This is a genomic window from Serratia sp. LSHTC3, assembly GCF_057197125.1.
Genome location: NZ_JBXUNP010000001.1, coordinates 646266 through 667455 on the forward strand (window position 1 = coordinate 646266; position 21190 = coordinate 667455).

A 21190-nucleotide genomic window follows, 5' to 3' on the forward strand; every position below is an offset into this window, starting at 1 on the left:
CCGATTAACTTGCCTGATGCTTAAAAACTGTAGGTGCCCTGCGCCAGCACGAAGTTCATGTCTTTCAGCCCGGCATGGTGCTGCAGGCTGTGGCCGACGTCGAAGTAGACATAGGCTACCTTGAACTGGAGATCGCTTCTCGGCGTCCAGGTGGTTTCGACCTGGTACTGGTTGCCGATAAAGCGCGATCCCTGTTCGCTGCCTTTCACCGGGCGCATTGGCCCGAGATAGAAGGCGTCCTCGCGGCGTTGCCGCCATAAGGCGTCCCAGCTGAAATCGATAGCCAGGGTTCGCCACGGCGTAATGGTGACCGAAGGATGGATGGCGATCAGGTTAGCCGGCGCCACCAGCCCGTTTTCGGTCAGGTAGGGCAGCTTGGGGTACATGGCGTTGAAGGTGTTGAGCTGCCCATCGTGACCGTTTTTGTCGCCGCTGGCGATGCCAATCTTGCCGCCAAAGCGCGGCTGCCAGCGCCAGTCGCTCACCGTATAGCCGGCGTGCGCCGACGCCGACCAGGCGCGGATATCGCGCTGTTCTGCGCTGCCGAACTGCCAGGAAGCTTCATTATCCCAGTCGAACCCCCGCGCTGCGCCGAAGATGCGTGCGCCGACGGTATAGCGCCGCTCTTGCCCGCTAAGCTGCGCGTAGTGGGCGTCGTTATCCTCAAAGCCAAAGGTGTAGAGATCGAGCGAGGACGCCAGCGGCGTCAGCGGCGTGGTGCCGTACAGTCCCCACACCTTTTGGCTGTTGTCGGTATCGTCGTCGAAACTGCCGGTTTTAAGGGTGACGGGATGGCCGATAAAGGCGTCGAGGCGGTTTTTATCCTTGACCCAGCTGGCGCGGATGGCATCGAAGGAACGGCGCACGTTGGGGCCGTCGCGGGTGCCCAGCAGGTGCAGCGAGCCCAGCGCAATCTCCTGGCGGCCGACCCGTAGGGTGCCGAGGCCGTAGGCAGTGGGCAGTTTCATATCCACATAGCCCTGCCCGAGGTAGGCATGATCTTCGTCGGTCGGCTTGCGCCCGCGATCGCGCGGCGTGGCCAGCGACGATCCCACTTGCACATAGGCGCCGAAATAGTCGCCGTAGTCGAGGCGCGCGCCAACCAGCAAGCGCTGCATGAAAGTGTCGTCGCGTCCGCCGCTCAGATCCCGTTGATCCGTCCATTCATAGCGCTCGCGCAGTGAACCGTCGAAAGATAAGGTGGCCGCATCGCCCAACGGGATGTTTTTCCAGGGGGAAGCGGCGGGCTCCGCCGCCAGAGCGGGGAGCGTGGAGAACAGCAACAGTGCGGGTAGCGTGCGTTTCATCATGAATATCCGAAGAAAAAAGCGCGCCGCAGCGCGCCTTGGGTTTATTTGGCTGTCTGGTGAATTTCGGCGATGTAGCCGCCGGGGAAACGCACCAGCGCCGAGGCGCGGCGTTCCGCCGCCGTCGAACGCCACAGCACCTGCGCGCCGCTGGCCGTCGCTTTGGCCAGCGTGGCCTGCAGATCCTCGACGCCATAGCCGGTGCGCTCATGGCCGAACGGATAAGGCAGATGCCCATCGGTGACGAAAATGCGCGTTTTGCCAAAACGCGAGTCCAGTTCGATCTGGCGGATCTTGCCGTTATCGTTGCGGCCGATCGCCGCATCGCTGACCTGCTCGTCGCGCACGACTTCGCCGTGCGAGAACGTCTGATAGCTTTTCAGGAAATCATCGACGCGGTAAGCGGAGAGATACAGGCGGTTTTCCGGCACGCTCAGCAGCGGCTTGTAGTTGGGCGCCTTGGTGTGCCAATAAAGCTGCATGTTGACGCCGCCGGGCCATTGGATCACCGCGTCGCGCCCAATCGGATCGTCGAAGGGGGCGACCAGCACATCGGCGCCGGCGGCCCTGGCCTGCCGGATAGCGGCGTCCATATCCCTGACCAGAAAACCGTTGCGTTCGACGCCGAACGGGTACGGGATCGGCGTTTTGAAATCGAACACCGAGAAGCTGCCGGCCGGCGTCAGTATCAGCTGGGAGTAGGTTTCGCTCGGCGTCGGCGTGACGTTGACCAGCACGCGTTCGGTGCTGGTGCCGCCGAAGGTTTTCAGGATGCTGTCGACAAAGGCATCCATCTTGCCGCGTTCGACGTAGACATGGGTGGTGTCATATTGTGGCCCCACGGCGAGAGATGCCGTATCGGCCGCCCATGATACGGCAGGGAGCAGCAGCGCAAGGGCCGATATCCTCAGCCGACGAGAAGAAATACCGATAATGTGTTGCATGATGACCTCCAGGTAGCGGTTATTTTCCTGAGTGAAACGTCATTTCCTATGAGCTTTCCCGTCGGCTGAAAAATAAAAGCTAAAAACGCAACGCGCGTGATGAAACGCTAAATAGGGGCGAAGTTCTGACGCCCCGGCGAATATGGCGCAGGGGCAGAACATTTATTCTTATTGGCGTAAACGGTGAGGCGCCGGGCCAGCAGGCCCGCTATCGCTAAGGGACGGCGCTGATAATACGGCCCGCCTCGCCGCGTGTTGAAGTGAATTGAGGATAATCCATAACGGTGTTCTCCTTGATGGGATATATCGTATTAGCGCGCTGAATTTACGTTCTTCATTGCCCTCTAAATATAAATACAGCATTAAAAGAATTGCCGCCCATCAAATTTTTATATGACTTGTTGAGTAAATACGAATAAGCGGGAAAAGAAATATAACGACGTGCGCTACGGCTGGCGCTGAGCGGGGGCAGTGTTGCTCTCGGGAGGAAAAACGGCCTGCCGAAGCAGACCGTTGCGGGGAGTTTACGCCAGATCGAAACGATCGAGGTTCATCACTTTGTTCCAGGCGGCGACGAAGTCGTGGGCGAACTTCTCTTGCCCGTCGGCGCTGCCGTAGACTTCGGCCAGCGCGCGCAGCTGCGCGTGCGAACCGAACACCAGATCGACGCGGGTGCCGGTCCATTTGACCGCGCCGCTGCGGCGATCGCGGCCTTCGAACAGGCCGTCCTCACCCACCGGGTGCCAGGTGGTGCCCATGTCGAGCAGGTTGACGAAGAAGTCGTTGGTCAGCGCCTGCGGGCGATGGGTGAACACGCCGTGCTGCGTGCCGCCAACGTTGGTGCCGAGCACCCGCAGCCCGCCGACCAGCACCGTCATTTCCGGCGCGGTCAGGGTCAACAGCTGCGCCTTGTCGACCAGCAGCGTTTCGGCCGGCACGCGGTATTTGCCCTTCAGGAAGTTGCGGAAACCGTCGGCGAGCGGCTCCATCGCCTCGAAGGAGTCCACGTCGGTCTGTTCCTGCGAGGCGTCCATGCGGCCTGGGGCGAACGGCACCGTCAGGGTCAAGCCGGCGTTCTTCGCCGCCTGTTCCACGCCCGCCGCGCCGGCCAGCACGATCAGATCCGCCAGCGAGACGCGCTTTCCGCCGGTCTGCGCGTCGTTGAAGGCGCGTTGGATGCTCTCCAGCTTGGCCAACGTCGCGGCGAGCTGCGCAGGTTGGTTGACGGCCCAGTCCTTCTGCGGCGCCAGGCGAATGCGCGCGCCGTTGGCGCCGCCGCGTTTATCGGAACCGCGGAAGCTCGATGCGGAAGCCCAGGCGGTGGAAACCAGCGCGGACACCGGCAGGCCGGAAGCCAGCACCTTGCTTTTCAGCGCGGCGACGTCCTGCTCGTCGATCAGCGGATGATCGACCGCCGGGATCGGATCCTGCCAAATCAGCTCTTCCTGCGGCACTTCCGGGCCGAGGTAGCGCGCGCGCGGCCCCATATCGCGGTGGGTCAGCTTGAACCAGGCGCGGGCGAAGGCGTCGGCCAGCTCTTCCGGGTGTTCATAGAAGCGGCGCGAAATCTTCTCGTAGGCCGGATCGAAGCGCAGCGACAGGTCGGTGGTCAGCATGGTCGGGCGGCGCTTCTTGTTCGGGTCGAAGGCGTCGGGAATGGTTTCGCCGATGTCTTTCGCCACCCACTGGTGCGCGCCGGCCGGGCTTTGGCTCAGCTCCCATTCGTATTCGAACAGGTGGCGGAAGAAGTCATGGTTCCACTGGGTCGGGGTGGTGGTCCAGGTCACTTCCAGGCCGCTGGTGATGGCGTCTTTGCCGACGCCGGTGCCGAAGGTGCTGTGCCAGCCGAGGCCCTGCGACTCCAGTCCGGCCGCTTCCGGATCGGCGCCGACGTGAGACGCCGGGCCGGCGCCGTGGGTCTTGCCGAAGGTGTGGCCGCCGGCGATCAGCGCCACGGTTTCTTCGTCGTTCATCGCCATGCGGGCGAAGGTTTCACGGATGTCGCGCGCGGCGGCCACCGGATCGGGGTTGCCGTCCGGGCCTTCCGGGTTGACGTAGATCAGGCCCATCTGCACCGCCGCCAGCGGGTTTTCCAGATCGCGGTCGCCCGAGTAGCGGCTGTTCGGCCCGCCGCTCAGTTCCAGCCAGATCTTCTCAGACCCCCAGTAGACGTCGTCCGGCTCCCAGGTGTCGGCGCGGCCGCCGGCGTAGCCGAAGGTTTTGAAGCCCATCGATTCCAGCGCCACGTTGCCGGTCAGGATAATCAGATCGGCCCAGGAGATGTTGCGGCCGTATTTCTGCTTGATTGGCCACAGCAGGCGGCGCGCCTTGTCGAGACTGACGTTGTCCGGCCAGCTGTTGAGCGGGGCGAAGCGCTGTTGGCCTTCGCCCGCGCCGCCGCGGCCGTCGCCGATGCGGTAAGTGCCGGCGCTGTGCCAGGCCATGCGGATGAACAGGCCGCCGTAGTGGCCGAAGTCCGCCGGCCACCATTCCTGCGAATCGGTCATCAGGGCGTGCAGATCCTGTTTGACCGCCGCCAGATCGAGGCTGTTGAAGGCATCGGCGTAGTTGAAGTCTTTATCCATCGGATCGGACAGGGGGGAGTGCTGATGCAGCGGTTTCAGGCTGAGCTGATTAGGCCACCAATCCTGATTGGTGGGGCCGTTCTGCGGTGCGGGCTGCTTGCCGCCCGAAAACGGGCATTTGCTTTCAGTTGTCATAATGCGCTCTCTGCTTCCGTAAAGATGCTCCAGCCGCCGGGCGTGGAGCGGTTAACAAGGCATGCGGGTAAGGCTTGCGTCGGGTGTTGCGCTAAATAACTGAACTCAATCGATTTACGTCACCCCCGTCGCCAACGGACAAAGGGTGACTCATGGCTAAGCTTAGTCAGCGGCGGCGGAGAGATAAAATAGGAATGAGTGAATATTGTGATAGCTTGCGGCGATTCATGGCTGTGCTATTGATTGTCAGCACACCGCTTTATCGGCGCCGCAACATGAACGTGAGCACCGCGTCCGCCAGTTTGCCGAACGGCGCGCGCAGCAGGCCGGTAAAGTGCCAGCGGCTCTGGATGAAAACGCCCTTGGCGTGGCTCAGCGCCCGAAATCCTTCGATGCCGTGACAGGCCCCCATGCCGCTGGGGCCGATGCCGCCGAACGGCAGATCGTCCTGGGCGAAATGCAGCAGGGTGGTGTTGACGCTGACGTTGCCTGAGGTGGTGTGCGTCAGCAGCCGATCCTGCTGCGCGCCTGCCGGGCCAAAGTAATACAGCGCCAGCGGGCGCGGCCCGGCGTTGATAACGTCGATCGTTTCATCAAAGGCGGCGTAGGTGCGCACCGGCAGCAGCGGCCCGAAGATCTCTTCTTGCATGATCCGGCTGTCGTCGGGGGCGCCGACGATCAGCGTGGGGGCCAGGGTTTTCGGCCGTTCAGACGCCGAGTCCGGGCGATGGCCGACCGGAATGATTTGCGCGCCCCGCGCCTGGGCGTCGGCCAGCAGGTCTTGCAAACGCTGATAGTGCCTGTCGCTGATGATGGCGCCGTAGTCGCTGCCCGTCGGCCCTGTGGGGTAAAACGCTTTGACCGCCGCGTCGTAGAGCGCCATGAAGCTTGCCAGATCGTCCTGATGGATTAGCAGGTAATCGGGCGCGATGCAGGTTTGGCCCGCGTTCGACAGCTTGCCGAACGCCACGCTCTGGACGTTTCTGGCGTTAACCGCGCCGGGCGCCACGACGGCAGGGCTTTTGCCGCCCAACTCGAGCGTCAGCGGCACCAGATTTTTAGCGGCCGCCTGCATGACCTGACGGCCGATCGCCGTACTGCCGGTGAACACCAGATGGTCGAACGCCAGCTCGCTGAATCTGGCTCCGATCTCCGGCCCGCCGGTCACCACGGCGATCTCGTCGGCGGGAAACTGCGCCGCCAGCATCGTCTCGATGAGCTGGCTGGTATGCGGCGTGAGCTCCGAAGGTTTCAGCATCACGCGGTTGCCGGCGGCCAGGGCGGTGGCCAGCGGGATGAAGGTCAACGATAAAGGGTAGTTCCACGGCGCCATGACGCCGATCACGCCCTTGGGCTGATATTGCACATAGGCGCGCGCAGCCTGGTACGGCAGGGCAACGTGGCGGCGCTCCGGTTTCATGAAGCGTTTCAGGTTGCGCAGCAGGTAATCGATCGCCTGCACGGTGACCAGAATCTCCAGAATGTCGGTCTCGTAAGGCGAGCGGTGGCCGAAGTCCGCGCTGACGGCCGCCGCCAGCGCGCCGCGCTGGGCCAGAATGGCGCTCCGCAGGCGGCGCAGGACGGCCTTGCGCTGATCCATCGTCGGCGCGCCGTCGCGCAGGAAGGCGTGGCGCTGGGCGGCAAGCCGTTGCTCCATCGTCGTGGCGGTGTCATCTCCTTGCACTTGAATACTCCTGATGCCGATCGAAAGCGGGAATGCGGTTTGCCGAATTGGGTTTGACCTTAAAGTGAGCTTTAAACCTATACTCGTTAAACGATCAACGCAAGATCGTCGGCCAGCCGGGATGAGGGAGCCAGAGATCCCGGCGCCGCGCGCAGTATAAACCTTCTTTTTTAACCATAGTGTAAATGGGAGAAACGACATGGGTTATGTAACGACCAGCGATGGCGTCGAGATTTTCTACAAGGATTGGGGCCCCAAAAACGGCAAGGTTATCTACTTCCACCACGGCTGGCCGCTGTCCAGCGATGACTGGGATGCCCAGATGCTGTTCTTCGTGAACCAAGGGTTCCGCGTGGTTGCGCACGATCGCCGCGGCCACGGCCGCTCCAGCCAGGTGTGGGAAGGGCACGACATGGACCACTACGCCGATGATGTCGCCGCGGTGGTGAAACACCTGGGCGTACAGGGCGCGATGCACGTGGGACACTCGACGGGCGGCGGCGAGGTAGTGCGCTATATCGTGCGCCACGGCGAGGACAAGGTGTCCAAAGCGGTGCTGATCAGCGCGGTGCCGCCGCTGATGGTGAAAACCGACGCCAATCCGCAGGGCACCCCCAAAGCGGTGTTCGATGATTTCCAGGCGCAGCTGGCCGCCAACCGGGCGCAATTCTATTACGACGTGCCGGCCGGTCCGTTCTACGGCTATAACCGTCCGGGCGCCAAACCGTCGGAGGCCATTATCTGGAACTGGTGGCGCCAGGGCATGATGGGCGGCGCCAAGGCGCACTATGACGGCATCGTCGCCTTCTCGCAGACCGATTTCACCGAAGATCTCAAGAAGATCTCCATTCCGGTGCTGGTGATCCACGGCGACGACGATCAGGTGGTGCCTTATCAGGATTCCGGCGTGCTGTCGGCCAAGCTGGTGCAAAACGGCACGCTGCATACCTATAAGGGCGCGCCGCACGGCATCCCGACCACCCACGCCGATCAGGTCAATGCCGATCTGCTGGCGTTTGTGAACAGCTAAGAACAGCGCCCAGGGGGACGCTCCGCCGCCTGGGCGCTGTTTGCGCTGTTTGAGGGATATCCCTCATTGCGGCCCTGCCGGCGGTTATTTAAGCTGAATGGGCAATGCAACGATGAATATGGAGATAATCATGACTGATTCAGTGTCCAACGATCGTAATCCCACCCCGGATGTGGCGGAAGACAACGCGTTCTTCCCATCCCCTTACTCCCTCAGCCAGTACACCTCGTCCAAAACCGACTTCACGGGCGCCAGTTACCCGAACGCCTATCGCGGCGGCAAGTGGAAGGTGCTGATGATCGCCTCGCAGGAGCGCTACCTGCTGATGCAAAACGGCAAGTTCTTCTCCACCGGCAATCACCCGGTCGAGATGCTGCTGCCGATATATCACCTGGATCTGGCCGGTTTCGAGATCGACGTCGCTACGCCGTCCGGCGATCCGGTGAAGCTGGAGATGTGGGCGTTCCCGCATGAAGATGAAGCGGTCAAGGCCACCTACGAGAAGTACCGCAGCCAACTCAAGCAGCCGAAAAAGCTGACGGAAGTGGTGAAGGATCTGGATGGCGGCAACTACCTCGGCGTTTTCATTCCCGGCGGCCACGGCGTGCTCAACGATATCCCGTTCAGTGAAGAGGTGAAAAAGACGCTGCACTGGGCGCATGACCACGATCGCTACGTGATTTCGCTGTGCCACGGGCCGGCCGGTTTGCTGGCGGCGGGCATCGGCGAGAGCAAAGCGGATTTCCTCTATCGCGGCTATGAGATGTGCGTGTTCCCGGACTCGCTCGATACCGGCGCCAACATCGATATCGGCTATATCCCCGGCCCGATGCCCTGGCTGGTGGGCGAGCGCCTGCGCGAGTTGGGCGTTAAGATCGTCAACGCCGACATCACCGGCAAGGTGCATAAAGATCGGCGCCTGCTGACCGGCGACAGCCCGCTGGCTTCCAACAACCTCGGCAAACTGGCGGCAGAAACGCTGCTGGCCGACGTCGCCGCGCGATGAGCGACGAGATCGCGCAGCGCGCTTTCCAGACGGCGTTGGCGATGGACCACGAGCGCACCTTGTCCGCCATTCAGGGGCGGGTTCGCGCCTTCGTCGCGCCGTTCGGTTTCAACCGCTTTGTGCTGTTTTCCGCCTCCGCGGCGGCGGAGGCGGGGATCGAGCATATTTATTGGGTCGAGGGCGACTGGTTCGGTGAGGGGGAGGCGGTCGATGCGCTGACCTACGTGCGGCACTGCCCGGTGACCCGGCACATGCTGCGGGCCGCAGAACCGTTCTTCTGGACCAAAACCCGGGCGCAGCAGGGCGAGCGCTACCGGATTGTGCGCACGCCGCGCGGCGCCGGTCTGCACGGCGTACAGATCCCGGTATTCGGCCCCGCCGGGTTGGAGGGGGCGGTCAGCCTGGGGGGCGAGCGCATCGACGCCTCGCCGCCGGTGCGGCTGGCGCTGTCGCTGGTGGGCGCGGCGGCTTTTCTGGCGGCGCGGCGGCTGTTCGAACCTGCTGCCGGTGAACGGGAGGGCCGGCTGTCGGCGCGCGAGCGCGAGGTGCTGAGCTGGACCGCCATTGGCCGGCGGCAGGCGGATATCGCCGCGATGCTCGGCCTGTCTGAACGCACGGTGGAAAATCACCTGCGGCGCATTCGCCAACGTCTCGGCGCCGCCACCACCGCGCAGGCGATCGGCGTGGCGATCCGCCTGGGGGAAATCGCCCCCGATAGCCGTTAGCCCGCCGCCATTTGCCGCAGCAGCCACGCGCGCAGCGCCATGATATCGGGGCGCTGCGCGGTCTCTTCGGTGGCCACCAGATAGTAGTTGGCGCCGGGCAATGACATCTCGAACGGCGCCGCCAGAACGCCGCGCTGCAACAAATCGCGCGCCAGCAGCCGGCTGGCGATCACCACCCCCTGGCCCGCCACCGCCGCCTGCAGCGCATGGGTCTCGTCGCTGAAGGTCAGCCCGGCTTCCACGTTCAATCCTTCCGGCCCGTAGCGCCGCCGCCAGTTCTCCCAGGTCGGTGAGTCGGCGGGCACCTGCCGATGCTCCACGTGAAACAGCGTCACCCGCAGCAAATCTTCGATGTGCTCCAGCGCCAGCGCCGGGCTGGCCACCACGATAAAGCGATCCTCATGCAGCAGGGTGCAGTGCAGATCGCTTTCCGGCGTTTCACGGTAGCGGATGGCGACGTCCACGGTGCGCTGGCTGAGATCCACCCGCTCGACGCTGGTGTGCAGGCGCAGATCGATGGCGGGAAACTCCGCCTTGAAATCCGCCAGGCGCGGCACCAGCCAGTGGGTGAGAAAGTTGGAGGTGGTGGTGACGGTCAGCGCCGGCGGCTGCCGGGCGCGGGTGATTTGGGCGACGGACTGCTCCAGCGCGGCGAAGGCGCGCTGGGTGCCGGCATACAGGATCTCCCCGGTTTCGGTCAGGCTGACGCCCTGCGCGCTGCGCTCGCACACCCGGCATGCCAGCACCGACTCCAGCAGCTTAATCTGATGGCTGATCGCCGTTGCGCTGACGCCCAGCGCCTCGGCGGCCAGTTTGAAGCTGCGGCAGACGGCCACGGCGTGGAAAGCGCGCAGCGCGCCCAGCGGCGGCAAACGGGTTTTTCTCATGGCTGAATTATTCTCATCCAAGGCTGAAAACTATGAGTTTGTCTTACCGATTATACAAGAGATAGGCTACTGACATGTGAACAGGGAAATGAATTTATTTCATCATTTCCATCATGTCGGAGTGAACGATGAGCCTCTATATCAACAACGGCGCCCTGGGCGCCATGGAACACACGGGAACGGCGGCGAGCGCCCTGGCGCTCAGCGTGCCAGTCGCAGCGGGCGCCTTGCTGCTGAAGACCGAAAATCTGCTGGGCATCGGCGCGACCCTGATGCTGCTGACGGCATTGGCGCTGGCGTTTCTCGGCGGCGCCGCGCTGGCCCGCTGGCGGACGCTGCGGAACCGGCCTGCGCTGGCTATTCTCCGCCACGGCTTTTTACTGGCGGCGGCGGGATGGCTATTGATGCTGCTGATGCTGTTCGGCGGCCACGGCTGGCCGGCCCTGCTGCCGGGCCTCGCCCTCGGCGGCCTGGGCCAGGGCGTCGCCTACCGCACGGCAGGGGGGGAGAAAGCGGCGTTCGCCGTGGCGTGCAGGCTGACGACGGTGGTGACTCTCGTAGCCGTAGTGGTTGCCGTTTCGTTGGTGCAAACCTATGCCGCGCCGGGGATAAAGGGAGCCTGTTTCGCGCTGGCGCTGCTGGTCGATCTGGCGTTGCTGGGGGCGTTGATGGCGCGGATTGCGGAGCGTGACAGGGAGTGAGCCGCCGCGCCGCAGGTAAACAGCCCGCCGGTAAACCCGGCGGGCTTCGCTTAGGCGGCCGCCAGCTCTTGCGGGGCAATGGTTTGCAAACCGACAAGCTGAATGGCCGGCTGCTCCAGATTGATGCCAAAGTATCCTTGATCCCAATTGTAGATATTGACGACGTGCTGATTGAGCGCGCTTTCGCCCTGCATGAATATCGACAGATCCTGCGTATGGGTTTGCGCGTTGTAATTCAGTGAGAAGCTGCTGTTTGATCCTTCGGCGCCGAAGGCCAGCAGGTGGTTATCGATAGACAGGGAGGAGGCCTGTAAAAAGCCCAGCTCGAAGCTGTCGTCGATGTAGATATTGTGGGTCTGCTTCACGGGAATGTTCAGCAGGCTGTTGGGGAAGGGCACATCGTTGGACAGCATGCTCAGGTTTACGCCGAGATAATCCTGCGGCGCACTCCCACCCGGCGCAGTGGTATAACCATGCTCGAAGCGAATCTCGCTGGAGCCTTTGCCCAGGTTGACCTCCAGACCGTTGGCCGGCGTTAGCACCCGATCGTTAAAGGTGACGTTGTCCTTAAAGTCGGTCAGTTTCACCGCTTCGATGTTGTACAGCCCGTCCTTAAAGCCATACAGCCCGATGCCGTTTTTCTCGATTACCCCGCGCCCGCCATAGCTGCCCTGGGCGTCAAACTTCAGGTTTACCCCGTGCGACAGGCTGGAATAATCGACCGTATCGTGGCCGCTGCCGCCGTCGATCACCGTCCAGCCGTAGTTGCCGGCGTTGTTTTGCCAGCCGCGCGGCACGCTGATGGTGTCGTCGCCGCTGCCGGTGTTAACGGCGATATTGCCGAACGCCAACGTGAAATCATCGTCATGCAGCGTACCGACGCGGTACAGATTCGGCGTGGACAGCACGTCGGCAATGTCGTTGAAAATCGCCGAGCCGATATCCAGCTTGCCGGGAATGATGCTGCCGCCGCCGGTCACGCTGCTGCCGTAGGATTCGGTGTAGAAATCACGCGCCGCCTCTGCGGCCAGGCGGATGGTCTCGTGGCCAATGCCCAGGGTGGTCAAATAGGTGGGCACTTCGCCCGCCAGCAGCGTTTCAACCACGTAACTGAGGTTTTTCATCTGCATGGAGACCTGCGCCGCCGCAATCAGATCGTAGGTGCCGCCTTCCACCTTAAAGGCCGAGGTGTCGTTGGTCGCCACCCATTCGGTAAAGAACGAAGTGTCGCCTAAATAGGAGAACAGCGTGGTGCCGGCCCAGGGGGAATAGTTGGGGGCACCGGTCGAGGAGGCGTCGGTGAACACTTCGGATGCCGCCGCACCGGCGTCGATCAGACCAACCTCGTGAATATCCGGCACTTTGGCGCTGGTGGGCGGGGCATCCGGCAGCGGCGCGTTAGGATCGCTGCTCAGATCGACGCCAAACAGCGTTTTGGCGAAGTTTTTGGCGATGTTGTCGGAGGCGTTCTGAATGCGCGTCTCCCAGTCATCGGGGACATGCCCGGTGCGCAGCTCATACTGCAGCTTGGTTTGGTCGCGAATGTAATGGGCAAACGCCCCCTGATTCGAGTTCACGCCATAGGCGCCTTTAATCCAGGTATAGACCGCGATATCCACGCCCTCAATGGGTTGGTTGGCATGGTTGGGATCGGTGAGCGCATCGACGGAGGCGGCATACACGGCCGGCCAGTCGCCGGCTTTGGCGGCCTCCCAAATCGCTTGCAGTTTTTCTCGGTCGGTAATGACGTAAGCCATATAAACACTCCTTGTTGCTGAGAGATTGCTTAGAAATTCAACATGATGAATGGAGGTGCGCGATGGAATAAACCGAAACCCGTACAGCCAGAAACGCGCATGCCGCGAGCCGCAGCGAACGATGGGCAGCAGGCACCCATAGCGAAAGGATAGACGCAACTTGCCGAGCGCGAGAAATTCGCTTATCGATTGTTTTTACAGGATTATTGCTGTAAATCGGCGGGTTAACCCGCGTATTGGCGTCAGGAAGGAATATCCGTCAGCTCGGTTAGGAATCTTCTTAGATAAAAGAGTGGGTTTCGCTGGTGGGGGTTGGCCAAACGTTGGCGTTATGGCGGTGATTGTGGTTACCGCTTTGCGGATTTACACCGATGGCAACGCAGGAGGGCTGTTTTGCTTTGGCGCTGCTGGAGTGTGGAATGGGGGAATGGCTGGCGTGGGGACTCTGGCGGTCGGTTTTGTGCCAGAAGCGGACATTGATGATGTGAAGATATATAGTGGTAGATTGCCTATCGATAGTTGATATTACCCGAGATTGTCTCCGAAAATTATGATTAACGGATTGCTGATCAGTCGGATCCTAGCAAAAGACTCATATCAAAACCAGTTATCCGAAAACCAAATTCTTTATATAATTTCAAAGCCCTTTGATTGTCCGGTGACACTCTGAGTTCCACCTCATATGCGCCCTGTTGAGTCAGCTCATTCAGGAATGCACGGATAAAATCCCGACCCATTCCCTTACCCTGAAATTCTGGGAGAAGCATTATATCTGACAAAAAGGCTGAGTTATCTTCCAGGCTGAACCACAGATATCCCGCAGCCTGACCGTCATGTTCATAAGTTCTAAAATGGTTATTCTGAGTATTGATACCCGCTGGCAAGGCTGCTTTAAATGATTTCGACGCCTCTATCTGGGCTTTTTTACGACTGTATCGATGATTTGCCATCAGGTCTTCAACATAGTCATTTAAAGAGAGGCCCCCCCAGAGGCCAAATTCGTCGTCATGCATGGGCCTATAAATTGATTTGGGGATTTTTGACTGTTTTGTTTTCAATTTACTGTCTCATTCTTAATAGCAACGTAACGCATACTTAGTACTACTCTACCGAATTATCCGCCGATTCAGCATGATAAAATTATATCATATAGCTTTGTCAACTGAGCGTAATTTTGCTGACGCCGAAGTCTGCACTTCGCTCAAAGCAGACCCAATGACCACGTAGCCTGTCCGTTGCGTGCCAGAAGCGGACGTTCACGTCCGTTCTTGAAATATTGGCCCGATAATTCAGCGTTAAATTTTCCGGTTAATACGCAACGCATCCACAACGAGTGAAAACGCTGGGGAAGGCTGTTTACGGCTGGGATAATAAAGATAGTAGCCGGGAAAAGGACGGCACCATTCTTCAAGCACGCGGATCAGTTTTCCTTCCTGCAGATGTGTGCCGAACTCCTCTTCAGGTAAAAAGGCAATGCCCAGTCCGGCAAGAGCTGCGTCAACGACGTGTTCCGATGTGTTAAACGTCATTTGCCCTTCAACCCGAACGTGAAATTTACCGTTTTCCTGCTCAAACTCCCAGGCGTAAATTTTCCCCGATTGAACCATGCGCTCATTAATACAGCAGTGTTGCATCAGATCGCGTGGCGTCTGAGGGGCGGCGCACCGGGCAAAATACTCAGGGGAAGCTACAGCCGCCATGCGCAGTTTCGGGCCAATGGGTACGGCTATCATATCTTTGTCGATAGTGTCTCCGAGCCGCACGCCGGCATCAAAACGGTCCGCCACGATATCCCGGAACCCGTGGTTGGCATCAAACTCAATATGAATATCAGGATATTCGCGTAACAGTGGTGTCAGCTTTGGCAGCAGCGTGGTCTTCAGAACATTAGGTCCACATGTAATACGGACGGTCCCCGCAGGTTTATCACGCAGTGCCGTCAGCATGTCCAGCTCGGCTTCAATCTCATCAATACGATGGCCCACAGACTGCAGCAGGCGTTCCCCGGCGGCGGTCACTGACACGCTGCGCGTGGTTCGCGTCAGCAGGCGGATTTGCATCCGTTCTTCCAGCCCGGAAATCGCCTGGCTCAGTGCGGGCTGGGTCACGCCGAGCTGGGCGGCAGCGCGCGTAAAGCTGCCCTCACGCGCCACGGTGACGAAAGAGAGTAAGTCGTTGAGATTGCGTCTGGCCATGCTCGTTTCCGGTCCATTTATAAATTTTACTTATAAGGGTATTAAGTATTCATTAGCTAGTTAACCCGCTGCATATTGGTAACAATAATGCGATGAAAAAGTCAACGCTAACCCTTATGCAAAACGCTTACTGCAGAACATCACTGCTGCTCCTTGCCGGCCTGCTTTTCGTCACGCAGTCCGCTATGGCGGGTGACAACGACCGGGGAGTGGCGCAGGAGACGCTTATGAAAATTGAGATCATTGTGGAGGGAGAAACCGCCACCGCCACCCTCTTTGATACGCCGACAGGCCGGGACTTTGCGTCTTTGCTTCCCCTCAGCCTGACGCTGGAAGACTATGACGATATTGAGCGTATAAGCGACCTGCCGCGCAGGCTTTCCACGGTGCAGGCACCGGACGGCATGACGCCGGAAGCCGGAGATATCACTTACTACGCGCCCTGGGGCAACCTGGCGATTTTTGCCCAGGGCAGGGCTTACGCCCGTTCACTGATCCCGTTAGGGAAAGTGGATTCCGGACTGCCGGTCCTGCAGCGCCACGGACCTCTTGCGGTGCAGATCAGGGTCGCCAACTGACCCGCAGCACCTTCCGTACCGCGATTATCCCCCTTATCCCGTCTCCGTATGCCGTTTCAGCTCTTCCTGCAGCGCTGAAGGCTCCGGGGCACAGACTTCATGTTATCTACTGAAAAGAAATCCCTGAATGAGTAATAAGACAGACGAAAACAGAAAAAAAAACACCGGAAGCGGGAAACAGCCTGCGCACTGGAGTGGTGTCTTTGCCATGACGCTGTGCGTCTTCGCCCTGATCGCCTCCGAATTCATGCCGGTCAGCCTGCTGACACCGATGGCGCAGACTCTTCGTGTCACCGAAGGCATGGCCGGACAGGGCATCGCCATTTCCGGGGCATTTGCAGTGGTAACCAGCCTGTTTATTTCCGTGCTGGCAGGCACGCTTAACCGGAAAACGCTGCTGCTCGGCCTGACCTGCATGATGGCAATTTCCGGTGCTGTTATTGCGATGGCACCCAATTACCTGACCTATATGGCGGGCAGGGCTCTGATTGGCATCGTAGTCGGCGGGTTCTGGTCGATGTCGGCAGCCACGGCGATGCGTTTGGTTCCGGTGCACCGAGTTCCGCTGGCGTTGGCCATTTTTAACAGCGGCAATGCACTGGCCACGGTCATCGCGGCCCCTTTGGGCAGTTGGCTCGGTTCGGTGATCGGCTGGCGCGGGGCCTTCTTTTGTCTGGTGCCGGTCGCGATCGCCGCGTTTATCTGGCAGTTGTTCAGCCTGCCCTCCATGCAGGTCACCCGGCAGAGTAACGGTGCCAGCAATGTCTTCACGCTGTTTCGCCGTCGAGTGGTCACGTTAGGCATGCTGGGCGTCGGCATCTTCTTTATGGGGCAGTTCACGCTCTTTACCTACATCAGGCCTTTCCTTGAAACGGTGACGAAGGTGGATGCTTCAGTGGTCACCCTAATCCTGCTGGTTATCGGTGTCGCGGGTTTCATCGGCACCACGCTGATTGGCAGAGTGCTGAAACGCGGCTTCTACTCGACCCTGATAGCCATTCCGGTGCTGATGGCCATCACCGCGCTGGCACTGATCGCTTTTGGCAGTCAGGTGGCCATCGTGATGGTGCTGCTCGGGTTGTGGGGGCTGATTTCTACCGGTGCGCCGGTGGGGTGGTGGGCCTGGGTACCGCGTATCTTTCCGCAGAATGCCGAAGCCGGCGGCGGGCTGATGGTGGCAATGGTCCAGTTATCCATTGCGCTAGGTTCAACGGTAGGGGGGCTGCTTTTCGATCACCACGGCTACCAGAGCACTTTCTTGGCCAGCGTCACGATGCTGCTTATCGCGGCCGGGCTGATTTTCCTGACCTCACGCGCAGACACCTCTGCCAGAGACCATTCATAAACCCTGGAGTTATGTCATGACAGGTAAAGCTTACGGTGCCCATGCGGGCACACTGCCGCTGGAGCCGATGGATATCACCCGTCGCGCCTCCGGCGCCCGTGATGTGCAGATTGATTTCGCGTTCTGCGGCGTCTGCCATTCGGATAACGCCACCCTGGCTTAATGATAAGGAGACCATCATGAAAAAATTTACGTTAGCGCTGGGGCTGTTGATCAGTGCATTTGCTTCCTCTGCGGCGGATATGTCCCGTGGGGCCGATAATTTTTATAAAAGCGATAAGGTGACGCAGCAAAAAGTCACCTTTAAAAACCAGTATCAGATGGCCGTGGTCGGCAACCTGTTTATCCCGAAAAAGATGAACCAGAATACCCGACACCCGGCGATCGTCGTTGGTCACCCGATGGGAGCCGTTAAGGAACAGAGTTCGAATCTTTATGCGCAGAAGCTGGCGGAGCAGGGGTTTGTCACGCTGGCTATCGATCTCTCTTTCTGGGGAGAAAGCGAGGGCAAACCGGGGCACCTGATTTCACCGGAAATCTACACAGATGATTTCAGCGCGGCGGTTGATTATCTAAGCACACAGCCGTTTGTTGATCCGGATAGCATCGGTGTATTAGGTATCTGCGGCAGCGGAAGTTTTGTTATCAGTGCTGCCAAGATTGACCCGCGTATGAAAGCCATTGCCACCGTCAGCATGTATGACATGGGGGCTGCATTTCGCAACGGCCTCAACCATTCCCAGACGCCGGAACAACGAAAGGCCTTTATCCGGTCAGCCACAGAGCAGCGTTTAGCAGAGTTTCAGGGAGGCGAGACGGCCTATATTCCCGGTACCGTGAATACACTGGACGCTTCAACGCCGGATATTCAGCGTGAGTTTTTCGATTTCTACCGCACCGAACGCGGTGGTTACACCCCGAAGGGTGAGAAAGAAGCACTGACGACGAAACCGATGTTGAGCAGTATCGGCAAGTTTATGAACTTCTATCCGTTCAACGATATTGAAACCATTTCACCGCGTCCGATGTTGTTTATCACCGGCGATCGGGCTCACTCAAAAGAGTTCAGCGAGGATGCATTCAAACGCGCCGGTCAGCCTAAAGAGCTTTATGTCGTACCGGGCGCAGGGCATGTCGATCTCTATGATCGTACCGACGTGATCCCTTTTGACAAACTGACAGACTTTTTCCGTAAGAACCTGCAATAACACGTTCAGTTAAGGAGCATCTGACATGAACTATAAACATCTGGGTCGTACCGGCCTGCGGGTGAGCCGCATCGGTCTCGGTACCATGAATTTCGGTGAGCTGACGGATGAGCCGGCCAGCTTCAGGATCATGGATGAAGCCGTGGATGCGGGTATCAACTTTTTCGATACCGCTGACGTCTATGGCGGACCGCAGTCACCGGATATGGCAAAGGGGTACGGGACATCCGAAGAAATCATCGGTAACTGGTTGGCGCGCAGTGGCCTGCGTGACCGAATCGTGCTGGCCACGAAAGTTTACCAGCCGATGGATACGGGCCCGAATGACAAATATCTGTCCGCTTACCATATTCGCCGGGCCTGTGAGGCCAGTCTGAAAAGACTGAAAACGGACCATATCGATCTCTACCAGATGCACCATATCGACCGGAACACCCCCTGGGAGGAAATCTGGCAGGCCATGGAACAGCTGATCCGTGAGGGTAAAATCAGCTACGTGGGCAGCAGTAACTTTGCCGGCTGGGATATTGCCACCGCACAGTGCACGGCTGATGCGCGCAACCTGCTGGGGCTGGCATCGGAACAGAGCCTTTACAACCTGACCCAGCGCACGGTTGAGCTTGAAGTCATTCCGGCACTGCGCCATTACGGCATTGGCCTGATCCCCTGGAGCCCGGTCGGGATGGGGATGCTGGGTGGCGTGCTGAAAAAAATTGCCGATGGCCGCCGGGCAACACCGCAGCTGCAGGCACAAATCAATCGCTTGCGGCCGCAACTGGAGGCCTGGGAAACGCTGTGTGATGAGCTGGGGGAGGCGCCCTCAGACGTGGCGTTGGCCTGGCTGTTGCAGAACCCCGTGGTTACCGCTGTGCTCAGTGGTCCGCGCACAGCTGAACAGCTCCGTCAGAATCTCAATGCCCTGACGTTGTCCCTTTCAGGCGATACGCTCAAAAGACTGGATACCATCTGGCCGGGACCGGGTGGGGAAGCCCCTGAAGCCTACGCATGGTAACCGTTATCCGTGTTAACAATGACCGGCCTTCGGGTCGGTAAGTACGTTATTTCAGTCAAATTTATTTATCACCTGAAGATGTTGTTCTTTGCTTTAATACTTTGATGTCCGCTCTCGCTCATAGCGGACTTTCTCCCCAAGTGCCGATCCGCCTGGCGCCAGAAGCGGACTATCGTTCGCCTGACCACATAAGCCTCAGTGCGATGAAACAAATACCGAGGCAGGCTGCGCGGGCGGAATGGCGAAGTGACGCTGCATGCGTTTTATCTCCTCTGCCGGTGGTAGGCCAAACAGACGTTTGAATTCTCGATTAAATTGCGATGGGCTTTCATAGCCAACGGCGTAACTCGCGGCGGCGGCGGTGATTTGTTGGCGCACCATCAGCATCCGTGCCTGGTGCAGGCGTACCGATTTCACATACTGCATCGGCGGCATCTGCGTTATCGCTTTGAAATGGCTATGAAAGGTCGGCACGCTCATGCCGGCCCCCATCGCCAGCTGCGTCAGCGTTAACGGCTCCGCGTAAGCGGCATGGATGTGCTGCAACGCTTTACCGATTTTGCCAAACTGGCCCTGCAAGGCCAGAGCGGCACGCATTGCGTTGCCCTGTGCGCCTGTCAGCACGCGAAAATAAAGCTCACGCACCCGCGCCGGGCCGAGGATCGCCGCCTCAAGCGGGTTGGTCAGGACGTCAAGTAAGCGAAGAACGGCCATTTTTACCCTGTCGTCCATCGGGCTCGACATCATGCTTTGCGGTGCGACGGGAGGATGCGGGGCGCCATGCTGTTCAATCTGCAACATCAGTTCAGCGGCAAGCTGAAAATCCAGATGCATATAAATCGCCAGCAGCGGATGTGCTGCCGACGCGTCGGTTTCCATCACAAACGGCACCGGCACCGAAACCGCCAGGTAGTGCTGCTCATCATATAAATAGGTTTGTTGACCGAAATAACCGCGTTTGCTGCCCTGGCAGACAATCACGATCCCCGGATCGTAAAGCACCGGCGTTCTGGCAAGCGGGCGATCGGAACGCAAAATTCGCACATCAGGTAGGGCAGTGAGGTTGTATCCCTCTTGCACCGCAAGTCTATTCATCAGGGCAATCATGTCGGACATCCCACCACCTCATAAAATCAGGCAAGAAAAAGAGAAGATACGGCCTAAAAATGCGGCAGAGCAGAGAATACCATGCAACCTTCATGGTTCATGGGAGTTCTTTTTATGGCATCTGCAAAAACGATTTTAATCACCGGCGTCAGCAGTGGCTTTGGCCAGGCGCTGGCGCGGGAAGCTCTCGCCGTAGGGCATCGGGTTGTAGGGACGGTGCGCAACAGCGAAGCACTGCAGGCTTTCGGCGCGCTCGATACGCAGCGGGCTTTTGGCTATCTGCTTGATGTCACGGACGTTGAGCGTATTGATGAGGTGGTTGGAGAGATTGAGTCCGCCGTCGGTCCGATAGATGTGCTGGTGAACAATGCCGGTTACGGCCACGAAGGCATTCTGGAAGAGTCCCCGCTTGCAGAGCTGCGCCGCCAGTTTGACGTCAATGTGTTTGGCGCGGTGGCGATGATCAAAGCCGTGCTACCGGGCATGCGCCAGCGCCGTCGCGGCCACATTATCAATATTACCTCAATGGGCAGCTTCATTACCTTGCCCGGTATCAGCTATTACTGTGGCAGCAAATTTGCACTGGAAGGGATATCAGAAACGTTAAGTAAAGAGCTTGACCCGTTCAACATCTACGTGACCGCAGTAGCGCCCGGCTCGTTTCGAACGGACTGGGCCGGGCGTTCAATGGTGCGCAGCCCTCGCCGTCTCCCGGACTATGACGCGTTATTTGAACCTGTTCGTCAGGCGCGTCAGGAAAAAAGCGGTAAGCAACTCGGCGATCCGATTAAGGCGGCTCACGCCATGCTGGCAGTGATTGAGAGCCGGAACCCACCCACGCATCTGTTGTTAGGCAGTGACGCATTAAGTTTGGTGCGGCAAAAGCTCGAGGCGTTAGGTCAGGAAATTGAACAATGGGAGAAACTTACCCGTTCAACGGATGGCTGACCGGTTTCGGGTAGAGAGTGTCGGGGATACTCGAGC

At 59.3% G+C, this 21190-nt stretch carries 18 protein-coding genes and 1 pseudogene; 10 read left to right on the forward strand and 9 right to left on the reverse strand.

Annotated elements, in window-relative coordinates; all coding sequences use genetic code 11:
- Nucleotides 1–20: 20 nt before the first annotated feature.
- From AC2CGI_RS03090 to AC2CGI_RS03105, 4 genes are all read right to left on the reverse strand, one after another.
- A complete protein-coding gene (locus AC2CGI_RS03090; RefSeq protein WP_076740663.1) occupies nucleotides 21–1310 on the reverse strand; it encodes an alginate export family protein in 1290 nt (429 codons plus the stop codon).
- Nucleotides 1311–1351: 41 nt separating this feature from the next.
- Nucleotides 1352–2149: a VOC family protein gene (locus tag AC2CGI_RS03095; RefSeq protein ID WP_207225539.1), complete on the reverse strand. Its 798-nt coding sequence runs from the start codon at nucleotides 2147–2149 to the stop codon at nucleotides 1352–1354.
- Between the two features lie 626 nt (nucleotides 2150–2775).
- Entirely contained in the window at nucleotides 2776–4971 is a 2196-nt protein-coding gene (katG, locus tag AC2CGI_RS03100; protein WP_076740665.1) for a catalase/peroxidase HPI, read from the reverse strand.
- A gap of 259 nt (nucleotides 4972–5230) precedes the next feature.
- The gene (locus tag AC2CGI_RS03105) at nucleotides 5231–6655 is read right to left on the reverse strand and encodes a coniferyl aldehyde dehydrogenase (protein ID WP_242517192.1); all 1425 of its coding nucleotides are present in this window, start codon (nucleotides 6653–6655) and stop codon (nucleotides 5231–5233) included.
- Between the two features lie 199 nt (nucleotides 6656–6854).
- Here AC2CGI_RS03105 and AC2CGI_RS03110 point away from each other — a divergent pair, with 199 nt between their 5' ends.
- From AC2CGI_RS03110 to AC2CGI_RS03120, 3 genes are all read left to right on the forward strand, one after another.
- Nucleotides 6855–7685, forward strand: a complete 831-nt coding sequence (locus AC2CGI_RS03110) for an alpha/beta fold hydrolase (protein WP_015378452.1) — start codon at nucleotides 6855–6857, stop codon at nucleotides 7683–7685.
- Nucleotides 7686–7815: 130 nt separating this feature from the next.
- Entirely contained in the window at nucleotides 7816–8691 is an 876-nt protein-coding gene (hchA, locus tag AC2CGI_RS03115; protein ID WP_076740667.1) for a glyoxalase III HchA, read from the forward strand.
- The gene (locus tag AC2CGI_RS03120; protein WP_075685870.1) at nucleotides 8688–9416 is read left to right on the forward strand and encodes a PA1136 family autoinducer-binding transcriptional regulator; all 729 of its coding nucleotides are present in this window, start codon (nucleotides 8688–8690) and stop codon (nucleotides 9414–9416) included. The genes hchA and AC2CGI_RS03120 overlap by 4 nt, the downstream gene beginning before the upstream one ends.
- Here the strand turns inward: AC2CGI_RS03120 and AC2CGI_RS03125 are convergent.
- Nucleotides 9413–10303 (reverse strand): LysR substrate-binding domain-containing protein, encoded by an 891-nt coding sequence (locus tag AC2CGI_RS03125; protein WP_015378449.1) that lies wholly within the window; start codon nucleotides 10301–10303, stop codon nucleotides 9413–9415. The genes AC2CGI_RS03120 and AC2CGI_RS03125 overlap by 4 nt on opposite strands.
- 128 nt (nucleotides 10304–10431) lie before the next feature.
- On the opposite strand from AC2CGI_RS03125, the gene AC2CGI_RS03130 reads away from it, so the two are divergent.
- Nucleotides 10432–11004: a hypothetical protein gene (locus AC2CGI_RS03130; protein WP_021505862.1), complete on the forward strand. Its 573-nt coding sequence runs from the start codon at nucleotides 10432–10434 to the stop codon at nucleotides 11002–11004.
- A 50-nt stretch (nucleotides 11005–11054) separates the two neighbouring features.
- Here AC2CGI_RS03130 and AC2CGI_RS03135 read toward each other — a convergent pair whose 3' ends face one another.
- The 3 genes from AC2CGI_RS03135 to AC2CGI_RS03145 form a co-directional block, all read right to left on the reverse strand.
- A complete protein-coding gene (locus tag AC2CGI_RS03135; RefSeq protein ID WP_076740668.1) occupies nucleotides 11055–12761 on the reverse strand; it encodes a hemolysin in 1707 nt (568 codons plus the stop codon).
- 569 nt (nucleotides 12762–13330) lie between these two features.
- On the reverse strand, nucleotides 13331–13819 hold the full coding sequence (locus AC2CGI_RS03140) for a GNAT family N-acetyltransferase (protein ID WP_004928661.1): 489 nt from the start codon (nucleotides 13817–13819) through the stop codon (nucleotides 13331–13333).
- A 237-nt stretch (nucleotides 13820–14056) separates the two neighbouring features.
- Nucleotides 14057–14956: a LysR family transcriptional regulator gene (locus AC2CGI_RS03145; protein ID WP_004928662.1), complete on the reverse strand. Its 900-nt coding sequence runs from the start codon at nucleotides 14954–14956 to the stop codon at nucleotides 14057–14059.
- A 227-nt stretch (nucleotides 14957–15183) separates the two neighbouring features.
- On the opposite strand from AC2CGI_RS03145, the gene AC2CGI_RS03150 reads away from it, so the two are divergent.
- The 5 genes and pseudogenes from AC2CGI_RS03150 to AC2CGI_RS03170 all read left to right on the forward strand — a co-directional run bounded on the left by AC2CGI_RS03150 (nucleotide 15184) and on the right by AC2CGI_RS03170 (nucleotide 19099).
- Entirely contained in the window at nucleotides 15184–15534 is a 351-nt protein-coding gene (locus AC2CGI_RS03150; RefSeq protein ID WP_015378446.1) for a cyclophilin-like fold protein, read from the forward strand.
- A gap of 127 nt (nucleotides 15535–15661) precedes the next feature.
- Nucleotides 15662–16879 (forward strand): MFS transporter, encoded by a 1218-nt coding sequence (locus AC2CGI_RS03155; RefSeq protein WP_071591411.1) that lies wholly within the window; start codon nucleotides 15662–15664, stop codon nucleotides 16877–16879.
- A gap of 16 nt (nucleotides 16880–16895) precedes the next feature.
- Nucleotides 16896–17024, forward strand: a pseudogene (locus AC2CGI_RS03160) (alcohol dehydrogenase); the annotation flags it as partial.
- A 34-nt stretch (nucleotides 17025–17058) separates the two neighbouring features.
- Nucleotides 17059–18087, forward strand: coding sequence for an alpha/beta hydrolase (locus tag AC2CGI_RS03165; protein WP_004928673.1), 1029 nt, complete (start codon nucleotides 17059–17061; stop codon nucleotides 18085–18087).
- A 25-nt stretch (nucleotides 18088–18112) separates the two neighbouring features.
- Nucleotides 18113–19099, forward strand: a complete 987-nt coding sequence (locus AC2CGI_RS03170) for an aldo/keto reductase (protein ID WP_015378445.1) — start codon at nucleotides 18113–18115, stop codon at nucleotides 19097–19099.
- A 195-nt stretch (nucleotides 19100–19294) separates the two neighbouring features.
- Here the strand turns inward: AC2CGI_RS03170 and AC2CGI_RS03175 are convergent, their stop codons facing one another.
- On the reverse strand, nucleotides 19295–20215 hold the full coding sequence (locus AC2CGI_RS03175) for an AraC family transcriptional regulator (protein WP_015378444.1): 921 nt from the start codon (nucleotides 20213–20215) through the stop codon (nucleotides 19295–19297).
- A 105-nt stretch (nucleotides 20216–20320) separates the two neighbouring features.
- Here AC2CGI_RS03175 and AC2CGI_RS03180 point away from each other — a divergent pair, with 105 nt between their 5' ends.
- Nucleotides 20321–21154, forward strand: a complete 834-nt coding sequence (locus AC2CGI_RS03180) for an oxidoreductase (RefSeq protein ID WP_004928681.1) — start codon at nucleotides 20321–20323, stop codon at nucleotides 21152–21154.
- Nucleotides 21155–21190: the final 36 nt, after the last annotated feature.